The sequence below is a fragment of the Pseudomonas sp. LBUM1671 genome, from assembly GCF_059695685.1.
This window is the reverse complement of record NZ_CP166782.1, coordinates 2,820,788-2,842,884: the sequence shown is the minus strand read 5'-3', so window position 1 is coordinate 2,842,884 and position 22,097 is coordinate 2,820,788. Positions and strand designations below refer to the sequence as shown.

At 60.5% G+C, this 22,097-nt stretch carries 16 protein-coding genes; 15 read left to right on the top strand and 1 reads right to left on the bottom strand.

What is annotated here, in order from left to right:
- The first annotated feature begins 121 nt into the window (after positions 1-121).
- From ACA060_RS13190 to ACA060_RS13180, 3 genes are all read left to right on the top strand, one after another.
- On the top strand, positions 122-415 hold the full coding sequence (locus tag ACA060_RS13190) for an antibiotic biosynthesis monooxygenase family protein (RefSeq protein ID WP_438659146.1): 294 nt from the start codon (positions 122-124) through the stop codon (positions 413-415).
- A 261-nt stretch (positions 416-676) separates the two neighbouring features.
- Complete coding sequence (locus ACA060_RS13185; protein ID WP_497317753.1) at positions 677-1,090, top strand: cupin domain-containing protein; 414 nt, start codon at positions 677-679, stop codon at positions 1,088-1,090.
- 227 nt (positions 1,091-1,317) lie between these two features.
- Positions 1,318-2,028, top strand: coding sequence for an ATPase (locus tag ACA060_RS13180; RefSeq protein WP_497317751.1), 711 nt, complete (start codon positions 1,318-1,320; stop codon positions 2,026-2,028).
- A gap of 163 nt (positions 2,029-2,191) precedes the next feature.
- Here the strand turns inward: ACA060_RS13180 and ACA060_RS13175 are convergent, their stop codons facing one another.
- The gene (locus tag ACA060_RS13175; RefSeq protein WP_497317750.1) at positions 2,192-7,093 is read right to left on the bottom strand and encodes an NAD-glutamate dehydrogenase; all 4,902 of its coding nucleotides are present in this window, start codon (positions 7,091-7,093) and stop codon (positions 2,192-2,194) included.
- Positions 7,094-7,596: 503 nt separating this feature from the next.
- Between ACA060_RS13175 and ACA060_RS13170 the strand changes: the two genes are divergently transcribed.
- From ACA060_RS13170 to ACA060_RS13115, 12 genes are all read left to right on the top strand, one after another.
- A complete protein-coding gene (locus tag ACA060_RS13170) occupies positions 7,597-7,950 on the top strand; it encodes a hypothetical protein (RefSeq protein ID WP_497317748.1) in 354 nt (117 codons plus the stop codon).
- A 165-nt stretch (positions 7,951-8,115) separates the two neighbouring features.
- Complete coding sequence (locus ACA060_RS13165; RefSeq protein ID WP_497313046.1) at positions 8,116-8,421, top strand: transposase; 306 nt, start codon at positions 8,116-8,118, stop codon at positions 8,419-8,421.
- Complete coding sequence (locus ACA060_RS13160) at positions 8,418-9,254, top strand: IS3 family transposase (protein WP_497313044.1); 837 nt, start codon at positions 8,418-8,420, stop codon at positions 9,252-9,254. The genes ACA060_RS13165 and ACA060_RS13160 overlap by 4 nt, the downstream gene beginning before the upstream one ends.
- 231 nt (positions 9,255-9,485) lie before the next feature.
- On the top strand, positions 9,486-10,445 hold the full coding sequence (locus tag ACA060_RS13155) for an AAA family ATPase (protein WP_003218556.1): 960 nt from the start codon (positions 9,486-9,488) through the stop codon (positions 10,443-10,445).
- Positions 10,446-10,450: 5 nt separating this feature from the next.
- Positions 10,451-11,395, top strand: coding sequence for a DUF58 domain-containing protein (locus tag ACA060_RS13150; RefSeq protein ID WP_109630622.1), 945 nt, complete (start codon positions 10,451-10,453; stop codon positions 11,393-11,395).
- Positions 11,392-11,886 (top strand): DUF4381 domain-containing protein, encoded by a 495-nt coding sequence (locus tag ACA060_RS13145; RefSeq protein ID WP_109630619.1) that lies wholly within the window; start codon positions 11,392-11,394, stop codon positions 11,884-11,886. The genes ACA060_RS13150 and ACA060_RS13145 overlap by 4 nt, the downstream gene beginning before the upstream one ends.
- Positions 11,879-12,958, top strand: coding sequence for a vWA domain-containing protein (locus ACA060_RS13140; protein WP_497317745.1), 1,080 nt, complete (start codon positions 11,879-11,881; stop codon positions 12,956-12,958). The genes ACA060_RS13145 and ACA060_RS13140 overlap by 8 nt, the downstream gene beginning before the upstream one ends.
- Positions 12,955-14,691: a tetratricopeptide repeat protein gene (locus tag ACA060_RS13135; RefSeq protein WP_497317743.1), complete on the top strand. Its 1,737-nt coding sequence runs from the start codon at positions 12,955-12,957 to the stop codon at positions 14,689-14,691. Before ACA060_RS13140 ends, ACA060_RS13135 begins: the two co-directional genes overlap by 4 nt.
- Positions 14,688-16,328 carry a BatD family protein gene (locus tag ACA060_RS13130; protein ID WP_497317741.1) on the top strand — a complete coding sequence of 547 codons (1,641 nt, stop codon included), beginning with the start codon at positions 14,688-14,690 and terminating at the stop codon, positions 16,326-16,328. The genes ACA060_RS13135 and ACA060_RS13130 overlap by 4 nt, the downstream gene beginning before the upstream one ends.
- Positions 16,329-16,621: 293 nt before the next feature.
- Positions 16,622-17,866 carry an exonuclease SbcCD subunit D C-terminal domain-containing protein gene (locus tag ACA060_RS13125; protein ID WP_497317739.1) on the top strand — a complete coding sequence of 415 codons (1,245 nt, stop codon included), beginning with the start codon at positions 16,622-16,624 and terminating at the stop codon, positions 17,864-17,866.
- Complete coding sequence (locus ACA060_RS13120) at positions 17,863-21,504, top strand: AAA family ATPase (RefSeq protein ID WP_497317737.1); 3,642 nt, start codon at positions 17,863-17,865, stop codon at positions 21,502-21,504. The genes ACA060_RS13125 and ACA060_RS13120 overlap by 4 nt, the downstream gene beginning before the upstream one ends.
- The gene (locus ACA060_RS13115; RefSeq protein ID WP_497317735.1) at positions 21,501-22,097 is read left to right on the top strand and encodes a glutathione S-transferase; all 597 of its coding nucleotides are present in this window, start codon (positions 21,501-21,503) and stop codon (positions 22,095-22,097) included. The genes ACA060_RS13120 and ACA060_RS13115 overlap by 4 nt, the downstream gene beginning before the upstream one ends.

Sequence of the window (22,097 nt, the reverse complement as noted above, 5' to 3'; positions counted from 1 at the left end):
GATTGGTCTGCGGCTTTATCCGGCGATTGGCTATTGGCGGTCCCAAGGTGCAGGCCTATCCTGCATAAGCGTTATCCCTCAATGAGCAGGATTCGTCCGGCCTGATTCAGGAGTGTGAGCAATGTCCAACGAAGTGATCAATACCGTAAAGGTGCAGGCCGCCGCCGGCCGCTCGGAAGAACTGGGTAAGCAACTGCAAAAGATTGTCGACACCCTGCGTCAGCAACCGGGCTGTGATTCCTATATGGTCGACCGCTGCCCCGAGGACAGCAACCGCTGGACCGTCAGCGCCCGTTGGCAATCGGAAGCGGCCATGCAATCGCATTTCAACTGCCCCGAAGTACAAGGCTTTATTGGCCTGATCGACAGCCAATTGGCTAATTCCGTCGATTTCAACAGCTTCCCGATCCGCTGAACGCCCTGTAGATACCCTGTGGTGAGGGGATTTATCCCCGTTGGGCCGCGAAGCGGCCCCCTGCATTCCTCCAGACGAACAGAGTTTGCAGGATTGACGACTGCTTCGCAGCCGAACGGGGATAAATCCCCTCGCCACAGGGCAGTTACATCAATCATGGGCTGGATTGGTCCCCTCACCTTCGCGAATATTGGCTGTTTGATTGGCCCCACCTGCGGACTATCGTTGGTTTTGACAACTAACCACCGCAGGTGAAGAACCATGAAAGCTTTGCGTTTCCTTGCTGCTCCGTTAACCGCCCTCGCCCTGACTGTTTCAGCGACTGCCATTGCCCACGAAGGCCCTTCGGAGAAGGTCACGGTTCTGCAGGATGAGGCGCTGAAAAACGTGCCTGGCAAAAAAGCCATGATGATCGAGGTCGACTACAAACCCGGCCAATCCTCGATTGCCCACAAGCATGACGGCACCGCCATGGCCTACGTCCTTGATGGCGCGGTCACCTCGCAAGTGAAGGGCGAGAAAGCGACCACCTACAAGGCTGGGCAGTATTGGTATGAACCGGCCGGCTCCGAACACTTGGTCTCGAAAAACGCCAGTGCAACCAAGCCTGCCAAGCTGTTGGTATTCATGGTCTTGTCGCCGGACGAAAAAGTGTTGATCCCTTTGGAAAACTGATAGCTGAAGAGATAGCCATAAATAAAAAGACCCGAATTAACTTTCCGGGTCTTTTTATTTCCCGGCGTCATTACCGGGCATGTTTTAAACCCAATTAAACTATTGGCCACCCAACAAGTTCGGTCATTGGCTATTTCATTCAGCAGCGACAGGTTTAGTCTGGACCCACGCCGGATTAATCCGACATTACAACGTTCCGACTCAAGTTGTTTCACTGGAGAAACACCATGAAACTTGCGCTCGTCAGTACATTAACAATGACCGTTCTCCTGGCCGGCTGCTCGGTTCCCACCGCGCCCAAAGCCGTGTCTTCGCTGGACGGCCTCTTCAGCGAACCGGTTGGCCGCAGCAGTGCCACGCAGGTTCCCAACGGCAGCCAGGTTTCGTTGGGCGTCGTCTACAGCCGCAACACCCAGACCAATCGTGCCTACCTGCAGCACTACCAAGCCAACGCCGGCACCGGTTTCGGCCAGAGCCTGCTGGTGCAGTCGATCCACGACGCCTACGTCGCCACCTCCAGACCGGACCATGCGGTAGATTGGGTCAAGGCATCCTTGCAACGTCAGTTCGGCTCGGTAACCGTGTACCCGAATATGCAAAGCCTCAAGGCGGCGAAGCCCGATGTGGTCGCCATTGTCGACACCCGCAGCCAATTGATGACGTCGCGCAGTTCGGATATCGAGGCGAATGTAAGTGCGCAGTTCTATGACTCCAACTTCAACTACATCGGCACTGCACAAGGGCATGATGCCAGAGCATTGAGTCCGGTATGGGCGGATTACAAACGCAGTGAAGAGATCGTGGCGGATATTAACGAACAGCAGTATGTGCAAGTCAGGGCACTGCAGAAGTTTGACCAGTCGCTCAGTAATTTACTGACCAGACCGACAAATAAAGTGTCGATGATTGATAACACAACAGCTCAGAAGTTGCATTAAGGCTAATGTCCCCATCGCGAGCAGGCTCGCTCCCACAGTTTGAAATGCATTCCAATGTGTGAGCGAGCCTGCTCGCGATGAGGCCAGATCAGCCAACACAAAACCTGCAGGCAAAAAAAAGCCCCGCATCTCTCAATGCGGGGCTTTTTCATTCAACGCCTGATCAGGCAGCCGGTTCCAGCTCGGCAGCTGCAGTGACAGGCGCAGGCACTACCGCTTGCCCGCTCAGCGCCAGGTCCAACAGTTCACGGTTGGCCACCGCGTACATGGCGTAGTCAGTGCCGCTGGCGGCACGGATTTCCACCAACATGGCGCGCCAGCGTTCGATCATGCCGTTGTGCTCTTTCATCCACAGCGCCAGGCGTGTTTCCACGTCCTGAGTGCCGTCGCCCTGTTGCAGGACGGAGATGGTGATCGCACGTTGCTGCCAGTCGACGTCATCACGGAACGCTTCACGGGCCAGGGCCTGCCAGTTGTTTTCAACCGGCAGAGCGCTGATCTGTTGCAGGTACCAGGTGATGTCCAGCGCGCTGCCCACGGCGAAGTAAGCCTTGGCCACGTCTGCAGGGTTCTGGCCGGTCACGTCGGAAGCTTCGATGATCGGCAGCAGGGTGTACAGGTGCGTGGTGCCAGCCACCATGCGCGCCAGCAACTCCGGCACACCGGCTTCGACGTACGCTTGATAACGCGCCTGCCAGGTTTCGCGGATCTCGCCGCTGAGCAGATCGTCGAGCTTGAGGCCCAACTCCTTCAGGTGCGGACCGAAATGCGCGACGTCACGGGCAGCATTCTGCTCGTTGCGACGGGCACGCAGGAACCAGCGCGTGGCGCGACGGCCCAGGCGCATCAGTTCGTCCATCAGCTCCAGTTGCACGTCGGCGGAGACCTGGTAATCCAGGGCTTCGATCTGACGGAACCAGTGCGGGAGATGGAAGATGTCACGCACGATCACGTAGGCACCGGCCACGTTCGCCGGGCTCATGCCGGTCGACTCTTTGAGTCGTTGAACGAAGGTAATGCCCATGTGGTTCACCAGATCGTTGGCGATCTGGGTGCTGACGATTTCGCGCTTCAGACGGTGACGGCGCATGGCTTCGGAGAACTTGCTCACCAGGCTCGGCGGGAAAGCGGTTTCCATGTCGCGCGTCAGGTAGTCGTCGTCCGGCACCAGGGAGTTGAGCAGCGCTTCCTTGAGGTCGATCTTGCTGTAGGAGATCAGCACCGACAATTCGGCACGGGTCAGGCCATGGCCTTCCACGAGGCGTTCGTTGATTGCCTCTTCAGCCGGCAGGAACTCGATGGCGCGATCCAGCTTGCCGCGGCCTTCCAGATCGTTCATCAGGCGCTTGTATTCGGCAATCCGCACGAAAGCACGGCGGGCCGCCAAGGACAGGGCCTGAGTCTGCTTGTAGTTGTTGCCCAACACCAGATTGCCGACTTCGTCGGTCATGCTCGCCAGCAACTGGTTGCGTTGCTTGTCGGTCATGTCACCGGCCTGAACCACTTCGTTCAGCAGGATCTTGATGTTCACTTCGTGGTCGGAGCAGTCCACGCCACCGGCGTTGTCGATGAAGTCGGTGTTGGAACCGCCGCCATTGAGGCCGAATTCGACACGACCCAGTTGGGTCATACCGAGGTTACCGCCCTCGCCCACGACTTTGCAGCGCAGTTCGTTGCCGTTCACGCGCAGTGCATCGTTGGCCTTGTCGCCGACATCGGCGTGGCTTTCGCTGCTGGCTTTGACGTAAGTACCGATACCGCCGTTCCACAACAGGTCCACCGGGGCCTTGAGCAAGGCATTGAGCAGTTCGGTCGGGGTCAGCTTGTCAGCCTGGATGTCGAAGCGCTCTTTCATCTGCGGGGAAATCGCAATGCTTTTCGCGCTACGGGAGAAGATCCCGCCGCCTTCGGACATGATGCTGGTGTCGTAATCCGACCACGCCGAACGCGGCAGGTCGAACAGGCGCTGACGCTCGGCGAAGCTGTTCGCCGGCTCCGGGTTCGGGTCGATGAAGATGTGCAGGTGGTTGAACGCTGCGACCAGTTGCAGCTTGTCGGACATCAACAAGCCGTTACCGAACACGTCACCGGCCATGTCGCCGACGCCGACCACGGTGATGTTGTCTTCCTGGACGTTGATGCCGCGCTCGCGGAAGTGACGTTGAACGCCGACCCACGCGCCTTTGGCGGTAATGCCCATTTTCTTGTGGTCGTAACCGGCAGATCCACCGGACGCGAACGCGTCACCCAGCCAGAAGCCGTAGTCGATGGCGATACCGTTGGCGATGTCGGAGAAGGTTGCAGTGCCCTTGTCCGCAGCGACCACCAGGTACGGGTCATCGTCGTCATGACGCACGACGTTGGCCGGCGGAACCAGCGCGCCGTCTTTCAGGTTGTCGGTAATGTCCAACAGGCCCGAGATGAAGATGCGGTAGCAGGCGATGCCTTCGGCCGCGATCTCGTCTCGGCTGCCGCCCAGTGGCAGACGGCGCGGCAGGAAGCCGCCCTTCGCGCCCACTGGCACGATGACCGAGTTCTTCACTTGCTGGGCTTTTACCAGGCCTAGGACTTCGGTGCGGAAGTCTTCTTCACGGTCGGACCAGCGCAGACCGCCGCGAGCGACGTTGCCGAAGCGCAGGTGCACGCCTTCAACGCGTGGCGAGTAAACGAAGATTTCGAACTTCGGTACTGGCTTCGGCAGCTCTGGAATCTGGTGCGGGTTGAACTTGAAGCTGAAGTAGGACTTGTTCTTGCCGTTCGCATCGGTCTGGTAGAAGTTGGTCCGCAGCGTGGCCTTGATCAGGTCCAGGTAGCGACGCAGGATGCGGTCTTCGTTCAGCACCTGGACTTCGTCCAGAGCGGCGATGATCGCGTGTTCCAGGCGTTGCTGCTTGTCTTCCAGATCGTCGCCGGTGAGCTTGCGCGCCAGGTAGAAACGGGTCTTGAACAACCGGGTCAACTCGCGAGCGATGTCGGTGTGGTTGTTCAGGGTGCTGGCGATGTAACCCAGGTCGAAGCCCAGGCGGATCTGCTTCATGTAACGGGCGTAGGCACGCAGCAGCGCCACATCACGCCAAGGCAGGCCGGCGGTCAGCACCAGGCGGTTGAACGCATCGTTCTCGGCATCGCCACGCACGATGTGGACGAAGGCGTCCTGCAAGGTGTCGTTGAGTTGCTGGATATCGAGTTCCAGGCCTTCAGCAGCGGTGAACGCAAAGTCGTGAATCCAGAACTCGCGGCCACTGTTGTGACGCAGGCGGTACGGGAATTCGCCCAGCACGCGCAGGCCGAGGTTTTCCAGGATCGGCAATACGTCGGACAGCGCCAGCGGCGTGTCGGCGTGATATAGCTTGCAGTGCAGCTCGCGCTGACCGGAGACCTGGCCCAGTGGCTGATAGAAACTCATCACCAGTGGATTTTTTTCGTTCAGGCTCAGCAGGTGCTGCATGTCGACCACGGCCGAGTGGGCAGCGAAGCGCTCGCGGTAACCGGCCGGGAAGCCTTTAGGGAAGTCAGCCAGCACGTTGGTGCCGTGGGCTTCGCCGAAGCTTTCGACGATCAGGCTGGCGTAGTCGTCCTGCCAGCTGCGGCAGGCTTGTACGACTTCTTTTTCCAGCAGGACCGGGTCGATGTCGAGACGGTTCTTCGGATCGACGCGCAAGATCAGTTGTACGCGAGCCAGCACGGATTCGGAGAAGAAGGTCCAGAACTCGCAGTCAGAGGCTTTCAGGCGATCCATCAGCACTTGCTGGATCTTCTGGCGCACTTCGGTGGAGTAGATGTCACGCGGCACGTAGGCCAGGCAGTAGCAGAAACGGCCGTACGGGTCTTTGCGCAGGAACACGCGGATCTTGTTGCGTTCCTGGATCTGCACGATCGACATCACGGTGCTGAACAGCTCGTCCACCGGGGTCTGGAACAGATCATCGCGTGGCAGCACTTCGACCACCTGCGCCAGTTCCTTGCCCAGGTGAGCCTTGGGCTGGAAGCCGGAACGGCGTTCGATTTCTTCGACCTTGCGGCGGATGTACGGAATGACCCGCACGCTCTCGCCATACACCGACGAGGTGTACAGGCCCATGAAACGGCATTCCTTGATAACTTTGCCGTCGGCGTCGATTTCACGGATCGACACGTAGTCCGGGTAGGCCGGACGGTGCACACGGCTTGGGTGGGCAGCCTTGGCGAACGACAACAGGGTCGGTTCGCGCAGGTAGTTCACGGCATAGTCTTCGATGCGCAGGTCATCGTAGGTCAGGCCGGTGCGCAGCAGCTTGGTCAGACCCAGGAACGAATCCTGGTCGTAGACGATGTGGCCGCCGTCGATTTCGTCGCGAACCACGAATTCTTCATAGCCCAGGAACGTGAAGTGGTTGCCCACCAGCCACTCCAGGAAGCTTTTGATTTCGGCTTTTTCTTCTGGATCAACCGCGAACTGGCTGCTGTCCAGGTTGGTCAGGATTTCCTGGACCTTGGCTTTCATCGGTTCGAAATCGGTGACCGCGAAGCGGACTTCACCGAGAACCTGCTCCAGCTCTTTGCTCAGGACATTGAGCTCGGCCGCATTGGCGCAACGGTCGATTTCCAGGTACATCAGCGATTCTTGCAGAATGCCTTCGCCCTGAGTGCCTTTCGGCAGGATTTCCAGCAGCTCGCCCTTGCTGCCGCGACGCACGCTCAGCACAGTGGTTTGCAGGGTATGAATGCTGTAGCCGCGACGGTTCAGCTCGGTACGCACCGAGTCCACCAGAAATGGCAGGTCGTGGTGCAGCACTTCGACCGCGGTGTGGGTCGACTGCCAGCCGTGGCGTTCGTAGTCAGGGTTGTAGACGCGAACTTGCGGTTGCGCGTGATCGAAGCGCTCAAGCAGGCGCCACGCAGAAAGGGTGCAGCCGGCGAGGTCGGACAACCGACGCTGGGTCAGCTCATCCAGGGAAATGATGCCGAAAAATTGTTCAGCGAACAGCGCCACTTGTGGCAGTGCCTGTTCACTGATGTGCTGGGCCAGTGCCGCTTGCAGTTGGTGCTGGAAGTCGGCTTTGCTGGCTGCGGTGAAGAACGCCATCTGTGGTACTCCGCTTGGGCTTGTTATTGATGGAAGCGTCGCGTGCAAAACCCCTTTCGGGGCGATCCGTCACCCTGTTCCTGATTCTCGGGCAGAGGAAACAGGATGACAGGTGGGTGAAGCTGGACGAGACACTCAGGTCACATTCACCTTCCATGGATGGCTATCGGCAAAAACGCCTGTGCGATGAATTGCACAATGTCTTTACGGATATCCATTCGATGCGCAGCTTAACGAGTGCGGCAAGGCCTGTGCTTGCGGCGCTGCGACATATTCGGTCATCGGTACGCAGCTCGCGGCATACGCCTCGAACAACACTAGCAGTCGTGCAGGAAAACGGGCGTTTTATCCCCGGTTTTACGGCTTTTGCGTACCCGAAATGACCAGCAACACGCTGAGCGTTCACGACACATCCTCTGACACTCAGCCAAGCAGAAATTCCCGCGGGCTGGCAGAATCGCCTTTTATTGCGCTCTCAACGCTCGCCGAGCCAGGATTTCCCCATGCAAATGACCACCCAACTCTTGATCGTCAACCCGTGCGATGACGAAGAAGACAACATGGCCATGCTCTGCTGCCACAGCGAACAGGGCGACATGTTTCTGATGACCCGCTACCCGGACGAAGACGCGCTGGACATCACCCTTGATGGCGAACCGTCGACCCTGGACGGCGTGAAAGTGACCTTGAGCCCGACCCGCTTGCTGATCGAAATCGCCGCGGCGGATGCGGATGCGTTGAATGGGGATGATTCGCTGGAGATTATTCACAGTACCGATGCGAGTGATCTGGCTGAAATTGAATTGACCCTGCAGAACATCCTCAAGGGCACAGGGACTTATATAAGCGAGATTTGATGGTGTCTGAACGGGCCTCTTCGCGGGCAAGCCCGCTCCCACAGGGTCCGATGTGTTGCACAAATCGAAGGCACAATATTGAAACCTGTGGGAGCGGGCTTGAACTGGCCTAATAATTCCGGACACCTCTTAAGGGCGATATGATTTCGCCAATTTGGAGGTTCCATGAAAGAAAGAAGAGTCTTTTCCCGCGAGTTCAAACACCGTGCGGCCAGCATGGTGATTGATGATCATTGTTCGGTACAGGAAGTCTGCGCCTCGCTGGACATCAGTGCCACCGCGTTACGGCGCTGGGTAGATCAGGTTCGCAAGGAACACAAGGGGGAGCCGATTCAAGGCACCAAGGCCATTACCGAGGATCAGCGCCAGATTCAGGACTTGAAAGCTAAGATCAAGCGCATGGAAATGGAAGCCGATATCTTAAAAAAGGCTACCGCTCTCTTGATGTCGGACCCCGATCGTTTTCGATGATCGCGGAGCTAAGAGAGTCATTTCCGACCGCCACCCTGTGTCGCGTTTTCGATGTGAAGCGCAGCAGCTTTTATGAATGGATGCAGCGGCGTGCCAGACCAAGGATCAGGCGCGAAGAGCTCAAAGGGAAAGTGGTTGAGTTGCACAGCGAAAGCCGCGAAGCCATGGGGTCCAGAACGATTAGCAAAAATCTGAAGGCCCAAAACATAGCGGTCGGCAGAAGCCTTGTTCAGGCGCTGATGAGAGAGGCCAACATTGTCAGTAAGCAACGCCAGCCTCACCCGTTCAGGTCCAAAGGAGTGGAAGCATTTGTCGCGCCCAATCTGCTTAAGCGCAATTTCAAGCCGGCGGCGGTCAATCAAGTCTGGTGTGGCGACGTTACAAGCTTGATGGTGGGTAAGCGCTGGGTTCATCTGGCCGTCGTGATCGACCTGTTTGCGCGCCGAGTGATCGGTTGGGCGTTTTCCCTGATCAATGATGCCAACCTGGTCAGCAAGGCGCTGCGCATGGCCACAGAGCTTCGAACGTGCTCACCTGGATTGATGTTTCATTCGGATCAAGGTTGTCAGTACACCAGTCGCAAGTTTCAAGAGGAGCTGATGCGCCATGGCATTTTGCAAAGCATGAGCCATCGTGGTCAGTGCTGGGACAATGCGCCAACAGAGCGGTTTTTCGGCACCCTGAAGTCAGAATGGGTGCCTCGCGGCGGCTATGGCACGAGCGAGGAAGCACAAACCGACATGGTCCGCTTCTTCATGTACTACAACCGCACCCGGCTACACAGCTACAACAACTACCTGTCGCCCATAGCTATGGAGCAAAAAGCGGCATAAGCACCGTAAACGGTGTCCGGATTTACTTGACCAGTTCAGCTTGCCCGCGAAGGCGGCCAAAAGAACACCGCAATCCCCCACGCCTACAAATCTCCAACAATTTCCCCAGCCATTTCCCACACTTTGCACAAAATGCCGTTAGTCGCCGCCCCCCGCGATGGATTAAAGTAACGCCCCCAGCCCTGGCGTTATTCGAACGTCTTCGGTCACCCTTTCCAGGAACAGTCATCGATGGAACATCGTGAAGCGCTGCTAGCGCTGCGAACCTTTCTTTCAACGCAGATTCTCGGCCAGGAAAAACTCATCGAGCGCTTGCTCATCGCCTTGCTCGCCGACGGCCACATGCTGGTCGAAGGCGCACCGGGGCTGGCCAAGACCAAGGCCATCAAAGAACTCGCCGAAGGCATCGAAGCCCAGTTCCATCGCATTCAGTTCACCCCCGACCTGCTGCCCGCCGACATCACCGGCACGGAAATCTATCGCCCGGAAACCGGCAGTTTCGTGTTCCAGCAAGGCCCGATCTTCCACAACCTGGTGCTGGCGGACGAAATCAACCGTGCCCCGGCCAAGGTTCAATCAGCACTGCTGGAAGCCATGGCCGAGCGCCAGGTCAGCGTTGGACGCAGCACTTACGAGCTGTCGCCACTGTTTCTGGTGATGGCCACGCAAAACCCGATCGAGCAGGAAGGCACGTATCCGTTGCCCGAAGCCCAGCTCGACCGTTTCCTGATGCACGTCAAAATCGGTTTCCCGGACGCCGCCGTCGAGCGCCGGATCCTGCAACAGGCCCGGGGCGAAGCCCTGAACGGCGAAACCAAGCCCGAGCGCCGGGTCAGCCAGCAGGCGATCTTCGCCGCACGCAAGGAAATCCTCGGTCTGTACATGGCCGACGCCGTGGAGGAATACCTGGTGCAACTGGTCATGGCGACGCGCACCCCGGCCAAGTTCGACCCAGAGATGGCCGAGTGGATCGCCTATGGCGCCAGTCCCCGCGGCTCGATTGCCCTCGACCGCTGCGCCCGGGCCCACGCCTGGCTGGCCGGTCGCGACTTCGTCAGCCCGGAAGACATTCAGGCGGTGCTGTTCGACGTATTGCGCCATCGCATCATTCTTTCCTTTGAAGCCGAAGCCGCTGGCATCGATCAGGACCGGGTGGTCCAGCGGATTCTCGACGTCGTAGCCGTCGCTTGACCCCGATGAACGCCCTCCTGCCGCCCGAGCCGGGCATCCGCGTCAGCCTCGCCGAGCTGATCGAGATGCGCCATCGCGTGCGCGAAGTGCAGCTGTTTTCCACGCCGAGCCAGCGCAGCCCGCTGATCGGGCTGCACCATTCCAAGCTGCGCGGCCGTGGCGTGGACTTCGATCAGGTGCGGGTCTATCAGGCCGGCGACGACGTGCGCACCATCGACTGGCGCGTCACCGCCCGCACCCAGGAACCGCACACCAAGCTGTTTCACGAAGAACGCGAGCGGCCGATTTTCATCATGGTCGAGCAAAGCCGTCGGCTGTTTTTCGGTTCCGGGCTGATGTTCAAATCGGTACTTGCCGCCCAGGCGGCGAGCCTGATCGGCTGGGCCGCCCTGGGCCATAACGACCGGGTTGGCGGGCTGGTGTTCGGCGATAACGAGCACTACGAGATCAAGCCCCGGCGCAGCAAACAAAGCCTGCTGCAGCTGCTGAACCGCTTGGTGCGGGTCAATCAGTCGCTGCACACCGAAAGCGAGCAGAACCGCGACTCCCTGAACCTGGCGCTGCGTCGTGCGCGAGAAGTGCTGCGCCCCGGCAGTCTGGTGATCGTGATCTGTGATGAGCGTGCGTTGACCGAAGGCTCTGAACAGCAACTGAGCCTGTTATCACGCCATTGCGACCTGTTGCTGCTGCCACTGTCCGATCCACTGGACCACGCCCTGCCCGCCGCCGGGCTGCTTCGCTTCGCCGAACGGGGCGCGCAACTCGAACTCGACACGCTGAATTTCGACTTGCGCCAGACCTACCGCGCCCAGGCCGAAACGCGTATTGCCCGTTGGGAATTGCTCGCGCAAAAGCTCCGTGTGTTGCTGATGCCGTTGAGCACCCAGAGCGAGATGGTCGAGCAACTGCGCGAGTACCTGAACCCACAGAAACCGGGGAAAGGTCGATGAGCAGCCTTGATCAACTGCAACCGCTGATCTCCCCGCCTCCTATCGAATTCTGGCCACCCGCGCCCGGTTGGTGGCTGTTGCTGTTGTTGCTGCCGCTGATCGGTTTCGGGCTGTGGAAGGCACGGCGCTTCATTCCGGACAAACGCCCGATCGTGCGCGCCGAACAACCGCTGGATCCGGTGCGTATCGCCGCACTGGCCGAACTGGCGCTGATGCCAAAACCCTACGATGGCGCACCGGCCGGCGCCTGGTTGCAGCAGCTTAACGGCTTGCTCAAACGCCTGTGCCGCAACCATTACCCTTACAGCCAGAGCCACACGCTCAATGGGCGCAAATGGCTGGCGTTCCTCGACAACCGCTGCCCGGCCGCCGGCCTGACCCGCTGGATGGTGCTGGTCGAAGGCGCCTACAAACCTGAATGCAAACTCGACGACAAGGCCATCGCCGGCCTGACTCAGGCCGTCGATACCTGGATTCGCAAACATGTTTGAGTTCGCCTGGCCGTGGATCTTTGCCCTGCTGCCGCTGCCCTGGCTGATGCGCATCCTGCTGCCGGTGGCCGACAGTGGCGAACCGGCGCTCAAAGTCAGTTTCCTCAATGACCTCGAAGGCCTGGCCCGTCGCCGCGCCCGGGCCAACCTGCCGGCCTGGCGCCAGCAAGCACCGTTCATTCTGTTATGGCTGTTGTTGCTGATCGCAGCAGCGCGCCCGCAATGGTTGGGCGATCCGCTGCCAATTGCCGCCAGTGGCCGCGACCTGCTGGTGGCCGTGGACGTGTCCGGTTCGATGGATTTCCCCGACATGCAGTGGCACGACGAAGACGTCAGCCGTCTGTCGCTGGTCCAACATTTGCTCGGCGACTTCCTTGAAAGTCGCGACGGCGATCGCGTCGGCCTGATCCTCTTCGGCAGCCAGGCTTACCTGCAAGCACCGTTGACGTTCGACCGCCGTACCGTGCGGGTGTGGCTCGACGAAGCGCGCATCGGCATCGCCGGCAAGAACACCGCGATTGGTGATGCCATCGGCCTGGCCCTTAAACGCCTGCGCATGCGTCCCGCCCAGAGCCGCGTGCTGATCCTGGTCACGGACGGCGCCAACAACGGCGGTGAAATCGACCCGCTCACCGCGGCTCGGCTGGCGGCCAAAGAAGGCGTAAAAATCTACCCGATCGGCATCGGCGCCGACCCGGAGCAAAGCGGCACCCTGGGTTTCCTCGGGATCAACCCGAGCCTGGACCTCGACGAACCGGCGCTGAAGGCCATCGCCCAAGCCACCGGCGGTCAGTACTTCCGCGCCCACGATGGCAAAGAACTGCAGGTGATCAAAGACACCCTCGACACACTCGAGCCGGTGACTCAACAACCGACCCAGGCCCGCCCGGCGCAAGCGTTGTATCACTGGCCTCTGGCGCTGGCATTGTTGTTGAGCATGTTGCTGGTGGTGCGCGAGCGCTGGCCGGATAACCCGTTGCAACGGCTGTTTACCAAGGATCTGTTTTTGCAAACGCAACTGCCTGATTGGCGCCAGCGGCTCAAACGCCTGCGTCTGCGGAGGCGCCGATGAGTGCGCTGTGGCCGTACTGGTTCCGCCCATGGTGGCTGCTGTTGTTGCCGCTATTGGGCTGGCTGCTCTGGCAACTCTGGCACCGGCAAAAACGCGCAGGGCGCTGGCAGATGATCTTGCCACCGGCCTTTCATGCCGCCCTGCTGAGCGGTGGAAACGGTCGCGACAGCAAGCTGCCATGGGTCGTCCTCGGCGTGGCGTGGGTGCTGACCGTTCTGGCCTTGCTGGGCCCGAGTTGGCAGCGCGTCGAACAACTCAGCCAGAAACCCGCCGACCCGCTGGTGGTCGTGCTGGAGCTGACGCCGGAAATGCTCGCCACCGACGTTGCGCCGAACCGACTCGAACAGGCCCGACGCAAGCTGTTGGACCTGCTGCAAGCCCGCAGCGACGCCCAGACCGCCATCGTCGTCTACTCCGGCAGCGCGCACACTTTGGTGCCACTGTCGGATGACCTGTCGACCAGCCGTAATCTGCTGGACGCGCTCAAGCCTTCGCTGATGCCCGAGGTCGGTCATCGTGCCGATCTCGCGGTGACCAAGGCGTTGGCGCTGTTGAATCAGGGCGATTTGGGTGAAGGCCGGATCCTGTTGATCGGTTCAACCCTGACGGACCTGGAACGTGAAGGCATTCGCCAGGTGCTGGAGAGGAAATCGACGCAGTTTCTGATGCTCGGAATCGGCACCGCCGAAGGCGCGCCGGTCGCTCAGGAGGACGGCAGTTTCCTCAAGGACGATCAGGGCGCGATTCTGGTGCCCCGTCTTGACAGCCCAAGCCTGAAGGCCTTTGCCAACGACCTCGGCGGAGACTATCGCCCGGCGCGTCTGGACGATGCCGATCTGCGCGGACTCGGCCTGCTTGATGGCCCACGCACCCTGCGCAACGACGGCCAGACCTTGCACCTCGACACCTGGGCCGATCAGGGTTACTGGTTGCTGCTGCCGCTGTTGCTGCTCGCCGCCTGTGCCGGTCGCCGTGGCTGGTTGTTCTGCTTGCCGCTGCTGTTCCTGCTGCCGCAACCGAGCTATGCCTTCGACTTCGAAGATCTGTGGTTGCGCCCTGATCAGCGAGGCCTGCATTTGCTCAGGCAAGGCCATCCGGCGAAGGCTTCGCAGCACTTTGAAGATCCGCAATGGCAAGGCGTGGCGCTGTATGAGGCCGGTGACTACAGCGGCGCCGCCCAGCGGTTCGCCAAAGGCAATGACGCCCACGCCCACTACAATCGTGGCAACGCCCTGGCCAAAAGCGGTGAGCTGGAAGCGGCGTTGGACGCCTACGATCAGGCGCTGGAGCGGCAACCTGATTTACGCCCGGCGCAGACCAATAAGGCATTGGTGGAAAGTCTGCTCAAGCAGAAAAACGCGCCGCCGGTTGAGCCGCAGAAATCCGCCGATGACGAAACCGAGACCAACGCGCAGGAACCGCCACCGGGGTCTGCTACACAACCGGCGGACAACGACCATCCCAAATCCGACGCCGAGCAGACCACGCCGGACGCCGGGCAACAGGCGACAACGCCGCCGAAACCGGGCGCCAATGAAGTCCCGGGCAGCGAATTGGGGGACGAGCAAACCACCACGCCTCCGATGCGGCCGGCCAGCGACAATATCGATGGCGAACAGCGTCAGGCGCTGGAGCAATGGCTGCGCAAGATCCCCGATGATCCGGGTGAATTGCTCAGGCGCAAATTCTGGTACGAACAGCAACAACATCAGGATCAGGAAAAAACGCGATGACCCGCTTCACCCTTCTCATGCTCGCCCTGTTGTTCAGCACCGTTGAGGCTCAGGCGGCAGCTCTGGTCGCCAGTGTCGATCGCAGTCGCCTGAACTCTGGCGAGACGGTCGAACTGACCCTGGAATCCAACGACGTGACGCAGTTCGGCAAGCCTGACCTGACGCCGCTGGAGCCGCTGTTCGAAGTGCGCGGCACCCGCCAAGTCAACCAGCTGACCACCCTGAACGGCGACAACCGCGCCACCACGCGCTGGATCATTACCTTGCTGCCGAAGGAAAACGGCAGCGTGACGATTCCACCGTTGCAACTGGGCGAGGCACAGAGCCAGCCGATCACCGTGCAAGTGGTCGAGAGCGAAACCCAGGACACCGCGAATAAACTGGCCCCGGTGTTCATCGACGCCAGCCTCGACCAGACCAGCGTGTACGTGCAGGCACAGGCCATCCTGACCTTGCGCATCTACCATTCGGTGTCGCTGTACGACGACAGCAGCCTGACCCCGTTGCAGATTCCCGATGCGCGCATCGAACAACTCGGCGAGTCACGCACGTACGAGAAAGTCATCAACACGCTACGCCATGGCGTGATTGAAATGCGCTATGCGATCTACCCGCAACACAGCGGCGAATTGACCATTCCGGCGCAGATCTTCAGTGCCACGCTCGTCGACGCGCAGCCCGCCCAGGACGCCGCCAGTCAGGCGCCGAAATCCGGGAAACTGATGCGTGTCAGCTCCGCCCCGATTCTGCTGACAGTCAAGGCCAAACCCATTACGTACCCGGCCGACCTGCCGTGGCTGCCGGCCCGTAGCCTGAGCCTGAGCGAAAGCTGGAACCCGGAGCCGGACCATGCGCAGGTGGGCGATTCGCTGACCCGCAGCCTGACCTTGAAAGCCGAAGGCCTGGCCAGCTCACAACTGCCGCCGCTGCCCGCCACCGACGTCAACGGCCTGCGGCGCTACCCGGATCAACCGGTATTGAGCAACCAGAGCACCGAGCGCGGTTTGATCGGCAGCCGTGAAGATCGCGAAGCGTTGGTGCCGGGCCGCAGCGGTGCAATCGAGCTGCCGGCGGTGGAAGTAGTCTGGTGGAACACCTTCGAAGATCACCTGGAACACAGCAGCCTGCCAGCCCGAAGCCTGCAAGTGGCGAGTAATCCAAGCCTGGTAGTCGATACACCGATGAGCACCACGCAAGTGAATGCCGGCGTCGACAGCGAAACCCTGTGGAAGTGGAAACTCAGCACCTTGATCCTGGCCTGCACCACCCTGCTCGGTTTCGGCCTCTGGTGGCGTGGCCGCTGGCAACCGGCGGTGCTGCGCGCCGCGCAGACCGGTCCGAGCCCACGCACCGTCCTCGACGAACTCAAGCGTGCCTGCCAGGCCAACGATTCCCACGCCACTCGCCAGGCCCTCGACGCCTGGGCCCGGCAACAACCAGAAACCCTCGCTGACATGGCCGCCCGCTTCGTGCCACTGTCCGACGCACTGGACGGCTTGAACGGCGCGCTCTACAGCGAAACCGGCCAGCACTGGCAAGGCGAAGAACTGTGGCGGGCAATCAAGGCGATCCCCATTGCCGAACGGGTTCAGGATCCGGTGGGTGACAGCGGCCTGCCGCCGCTTTACCCGAAATAACCCCAATCCTGTAGGAGCCGGCTTGCTGGCGAAACGAAGCTGAATCCCGCGGCGCCCTCGAGGCCGCCTTCGCGGGCAAGCCTCGCTCCTACAAGGATTCGCGCCCACCCCGCTCTTGCAGGAGCGAGGTTTGCCCGCGAAGGGGCCCTTGAAATTGGAGTTGAGTTTGAGGCAGCCATCGCCGGCAACCTGTTCCCGCGGTAGGTTTGATATCGCTTTACCCGTAAACTCTCTCCCCTTTCGCCGCCATCATTTTCCACGCGGCCATTACCTTATTTCCTACGGAGTTCGCCTTGCGTCTGTTCCACACCTCCGACTGGCACCTTGGGCAGAACCTGCACGGCCAGGAACGCGATTTCGAGCACGCCTGCTTTCTTGAATGGCTCTTGCGCCAGCTGAAGCTGGACCAGCCTGATGTGCTGTTGATCGCCGGCGATATCTTCGACACGGTCAATCCGCCGGTCAAAGCCCAGGAACGACTCTACGAATTCATCGTCAGCGCCCACGAACAGCAACCGTTGCTGACCATCGTGATCATCGCCGGCAACCACGACTCCGGCTCGCGGATTGAACTGCCCGCGCCGTTGATGCGCCGTTTGCGCACCCATGCGCTGGGTCGAGTGCTGTGGCTGGATGACGGCCAACTGGATGCCGAACGGTTGTTGCTGCCGTTGCCGGATGCCAGCGGTGAAATTGCCGGCTGGTGTTTGGCGCTGCCGTTTTTGCGTCCTGCCGAAGTGACCGGCGCGCAGTTGGGTGACAACTACCTGCGCGGCATCGGTCAGGTTCATGAATGGCTGATCGAGGCTGCCAATGCCAAACGCAAGCCGGGCCAGGCACTGATTGCCATCAGCCATGCGCACATGGCCGGTGGTTCCGTATCGGAAGACTCCGAGCGCAGTTTGATCATTGGTAATGCCGAAGCCCTGCCTGCCAGCCTGTTCGGGCCGAGCATCAGCTATGTCGCGCTGGGGCATTTGCACAAGCCGCAGAAGGTCAACGGTGAAGAACGCATCCGCTACAGTGGCTCGCCGATTCCGTTGTCGTTCTCGGAAATCGGTTATCAGCATCAGATTCTCGACGTCACGCTCGACGGCGAAACCCTGGTCAGCGTCGAACCGAAACTGATCCCCCGCGCGGTCAACCTGCAACGCATCGGCCCGGCGCCCCTGGCCGAGATCCTCTTGCAACTGGCCGACTTGCCGAACATCGATTTGCTCGCCGACATCCAGCGTCAGCCGTGGCTTGAGGTTCGCGTGCGTCTCGACGAACCGCAACCCGACTTGCGCCATCAAGTAGAAAGCGCGCTGCAAGGCAAAGCCGTGCGCCTGGTGCGCATCGCCGCCGAGTACGCCGGCAACGGCAGTCGCGAGGGCGTCGATGACGGCACCACGTTGATTGAACTGGACCAGCTCACGCCACAGGAATTGTTCAGTCGCGCCTGGCAAGACAGCTACGGCAGCGAGGTCGATGAGCAGACGCTGAAGGACTTTGCCGAGCTGTTGCAGGATGTGCAAATGGAGAGCGAACAACCATGAAGATCCTCGCGATCCGCCTGAAAAACCTCGCCTCCCTGGCCGGACCTTTTGAAATCGACTTCACCGCTGAACCGCTGGCGAGTGCCGGTCTGTTCGCGATCACCGGGCCGACAGGCGCTGGCAAAAGCACCTTGCTCGATGCGTTGTGCCTCGCCCTGTTTGGCGCCGTGCCGCGCTTGAGTAACGCTCAGGTGTCGGCCAAGGCGCCGGACGCCGATGGCGAAATCAGCACCGGTGACCCGCGCACCTTGCTGCGTCGTGGCACCGGCGAAGGGTATGCCGAAGTGGATTTCGTCGGCATCGACGGCCGTCGTTACCGCGCGCGTTGGGAAGCCAATCGCGCGCGCGAAAAGGCTGGCGGCAAGCTGCAGGCCAGCCGTCAGAGTCTGCGCGACATCGATCAGGATCAGTTGCTGGCCAGTCAGAAAGTCGAGTTCAAAACCCAGCTTGAAGCCGTGCTGGGCCTGAACTTCGAACAGTTCACCCGCGCCGTGCTGCTGGCCCAGAGCGAGTTCAGTGCCTTCCTCAAGGCGAACGACAACGAGCGCAGCGAACTGCTGGAGAAGCTCACCGACACCGCGCTGTACACCCGCCTCGGTCGCCGCGCGTTCGACAAAGCCAAAGAAGCCCGCGAAGCGCACAAGCTGTTGCAGGATCAGGCCACGGGCGTGACGCCGCTGTCCACCGAGGCTCGGGCCGAGCTGGATGAACGTTTCAACGAAGCGCAGCAGCAACTCAAGACCCAGCAGTCGCAGCTTAAACAGCTTGAATTGCAGCACACTTGGCTCAAGGACCTGCGTCAATTGCAGGACGAGCAACAGAGCGCCACCGAGCAACTGACCAGCGCCCGGCAGCATTGGGAAAGCCTGGCCGGCGAACGCTTGAAGCTGACGCGCCTGGAGCAACTGGCCCCGCAACGGCACCAGTTCGCCCGCAAGACCGAACTCACCGCCCAGCTCACCCCGCTGGCGGCGCAGATTCAGCAACACACCCAGCAGCAAGCGGAGTTGAACGAGCGTCAGACGCAACTCGAACAGAGCTTGAGCGCTGCGCAGACCGCGCTGGTCGAAGCCCAACGCCAACACACCGAAAAGGCTCCGCTGCTGCGACAGGCGTTTGAAGCGCAAAGCACCCTCGCCCGGCTGATCAAAGACGCCAGCGCGAGTGCGGACCTCAAACAACAAGCGGAATTGGCCAGCACTCAAGGGCAGAACACGATTCAGGGCCTGCTTGAGCAACAGAAGCAGGTGGCTGCACGTCTGGAGCGGATTGCCGGGGAGCTTGAACAAAGCTCCCCTCTGGCGCCGCTGAGCGAGGCGTGGAACGCCTACCGTGATCGCCTGCAACAGCTGATGCTGATCGGCAATCGCTTGAACAAGGGCAAGGCTGAACTGGCTGCCCTGGAGCAAGGCGCCGCCCGCGCGAGCGAAGAACTGGCCGCGCAAAAGCAACATCTGGAAGTGCTCTACAAAGAGGCCGGTGCCGAACCCGAGGCCGTGGCCGAACAGATCCAGTTGCTCGGTACGCTGTTGCAGGACAACCGCAAACAGCTGCGAGCGTTCGAAGAACTGACCCGGCTGTGGGCCAGCCAGCAAGAGATCGACAAGCGCGGCGCGGAGCTTACGCAACGCCAGCTCCGCGCTCAGCAGGAACGTGATCGCCTGACCCAGGACGGCGTGAAAACCAAGAACGACCTGGTCGTCGCCGAACAGACCCTCACCGTCACTCGCGAACTGCTGGAGCGTCAGCGTCTGGCCCGCAGCGCCAGTGTCGAAGAATTGCGCGCACAGTTGCAGGACGATCAGCCGTGCCCGGTCTGTGGCAGCCCCGACCATCCTTACCATCAGCCCGAAGCGTTGCTGCAGAGTCTTGGTCGCCACGATGAAAGCGAGCAGGCCAACGCGCAAAAAGCCGTTGATCTGCTCAAAGAAAAACTCACCGATTTACGCGGCGAAGTCGGCGGCTTGATCGCTCAGCAAAAAGAACTGTTGCAGCAACAAGAACAACTCGCCACCCAGCAACAAGGCCTGACGCCGAGCCTCGAAGCGCATCCGTTGTCCACGCAATTGCTGGCGCAGGACGCGAGCAAACGCGACGGTTGGCTGGCGCAGCAAAACAGCCAGTTGAACCAGAGCATCACCCAGGATGAACAACGGCAAACTGCCCTGCTCACCCTGCAACAAGACGCGGCTCGCCTTCAGCAGCAACTGCGCAGTGCCGAAGCGGCGAGCCTGCAAGCGACGCAGCACCTGAGCAATCAGCAGCGTGAGCTGAGCAGTGATCGCCAGCGTCTCGACGAGGAGCTGAGCGCCTTCAGCACCCTGCTTCCGGCGGATACGCTGGAGGCCTTGCGCAACGAACCGGCTGCGACCTTCATGCAGCTTGACCGGCAGATCGCCCAGCGTCTGGAGCAACTCGACCAGCAACGCGATGAACTCGGTGAGCAGCAACAACGCCAACAGACACTGGAAAAAGAACAGGACCGCCAACTGGCCCGCGCCCAGACACTGGAAGCGGCTCAGCAACAGTTCACCGTCCTCGCCGAGCAGCAACAGGCTTGCCAGCAACAGCTGACGCAATGGCTGGGCGAACACAGCAGCGCCGAACACTGGCAGCAGCAACTGGATCAAGCCGTCGAACAGGCGCGCACTGCCCAGGCAACGGCCAATCAGGAACTGCAAACCGTGCACACACGGTTAGTCGAACTGGCCGCTGAACTCAAAGCCAAACACGAGCGTCTGCTGGCCCTGGAAACCGAGGATCGCGAACTGAGCGCGAAGATCGCCGACTGGCGGGCCTTGCATCCGGAGCTGGATGACGGCGGGCTGGAAGCACTGTTGAGTGTCGACGATCAGCACGTCAGCGAACTGCGGCAGCACTTGCAGCAAAGCGAAAAAGCCATCGAGCAGGCCAACGTGCGATTGCAGGAGCGCGATCAGCGCCTGCTCAATCATCAGGCGCAACACAACGGTAATCTCGACGCCGAGCAACTCGCCACGGCCCTGACAGACCTGCAAAACCTGTTCGCCGCCAGCGAACACCGCTGCGCCGAACTGCGTGCCGAACAGGCCGAGGATCAGCGTCGGCAGAACGCCAATCAGGCCCTGGCGCAGCAGATCGCCGACGCCTACAGCGAATACCAGCGCTGGGCACGTTTGAATGCTTTGATCGGTTCGGCCACTGGCGACACCTTCCGCAAGATCGCCCAGGCCTACAACCTCGATTTGCTGGTACACCACGCCAACGTGCAGTTGCGGCAACTGGTGCGGCGTTATCGCCTGAAACGCGGCGGCAGCATGCTCGGGTTGTTGGTGATGGACACCGAGATGGGCGATGAGCTGCGCTCGGTGCATTCGTTGTCGGGCGGCGAGACGTTCCTGGTGTCGTTGGCTTTGGCGCTGGGTTTGGCGTCGATGGCTTCGAGCACACTGAAAATCGAATCGCTGTTCATCGACGAAGGCTTCGGCAGCCTTGATCCGGAGTCCCTGCAACTGGCCATGGATGCGCTGGATGGCTTGCAGGCCCAGGGCCGCAAGGTCGCGGTGATTTCCCACGTGCAGGAAATGCATGAGCGGATTCCGGTGCAGATCCAGGTCCACCGCCAGGGCAATGGCCTGAGCACCCTGGAGGTGAAATGAATACGCTGTATTCGTTCCGCCGCTGCCCTTACGCCATGCGAGCGCGAATGGCCCTGCGCTATTCGGGCGTTGCGGTGCAGATTGTCGAAGTCAGCCTGAAGGCCAAGCCTGCCGAGATGCTTGAGCTATCGGCCAAGGGCACGGTGCCGGTGCTGAGTGTCGACGGTCAGGTGATCGATGAAAGCCTGGCGATCATGCACTGGGCCTTGGCGCAGAACGACCCGCAGGATTGGTTGCTCAAGGATGATCCCGTCGCACAGGCGCACATCACCGCGCTGATTGAAGAGAACGATCAGGCGTTCAAGGTGCATCTGAATCGTTACAAGTACGCCGAGCGTTACCCGGAGCAGCCGATGGAAGCCTATCGTGCTGCGGGCGAGGTGTTCTTGCGCAAGCTGGATGAGTTGCTGGAGGGGCGCGACTATTTGCTGGCCGGGCATCCGAGCCTGGCGGATGTGGCGTTGATGCCGTTCATACGGCAGTTCGCCCATATTGATCGCGAATGGTTCGGGCAGACGCCTTACGTGCGGTTGCAGGCGTGGTTGCAGCGGTTTCTGGAGTCGGAACTGTTCATCGCAATCATGGCCAAGTAA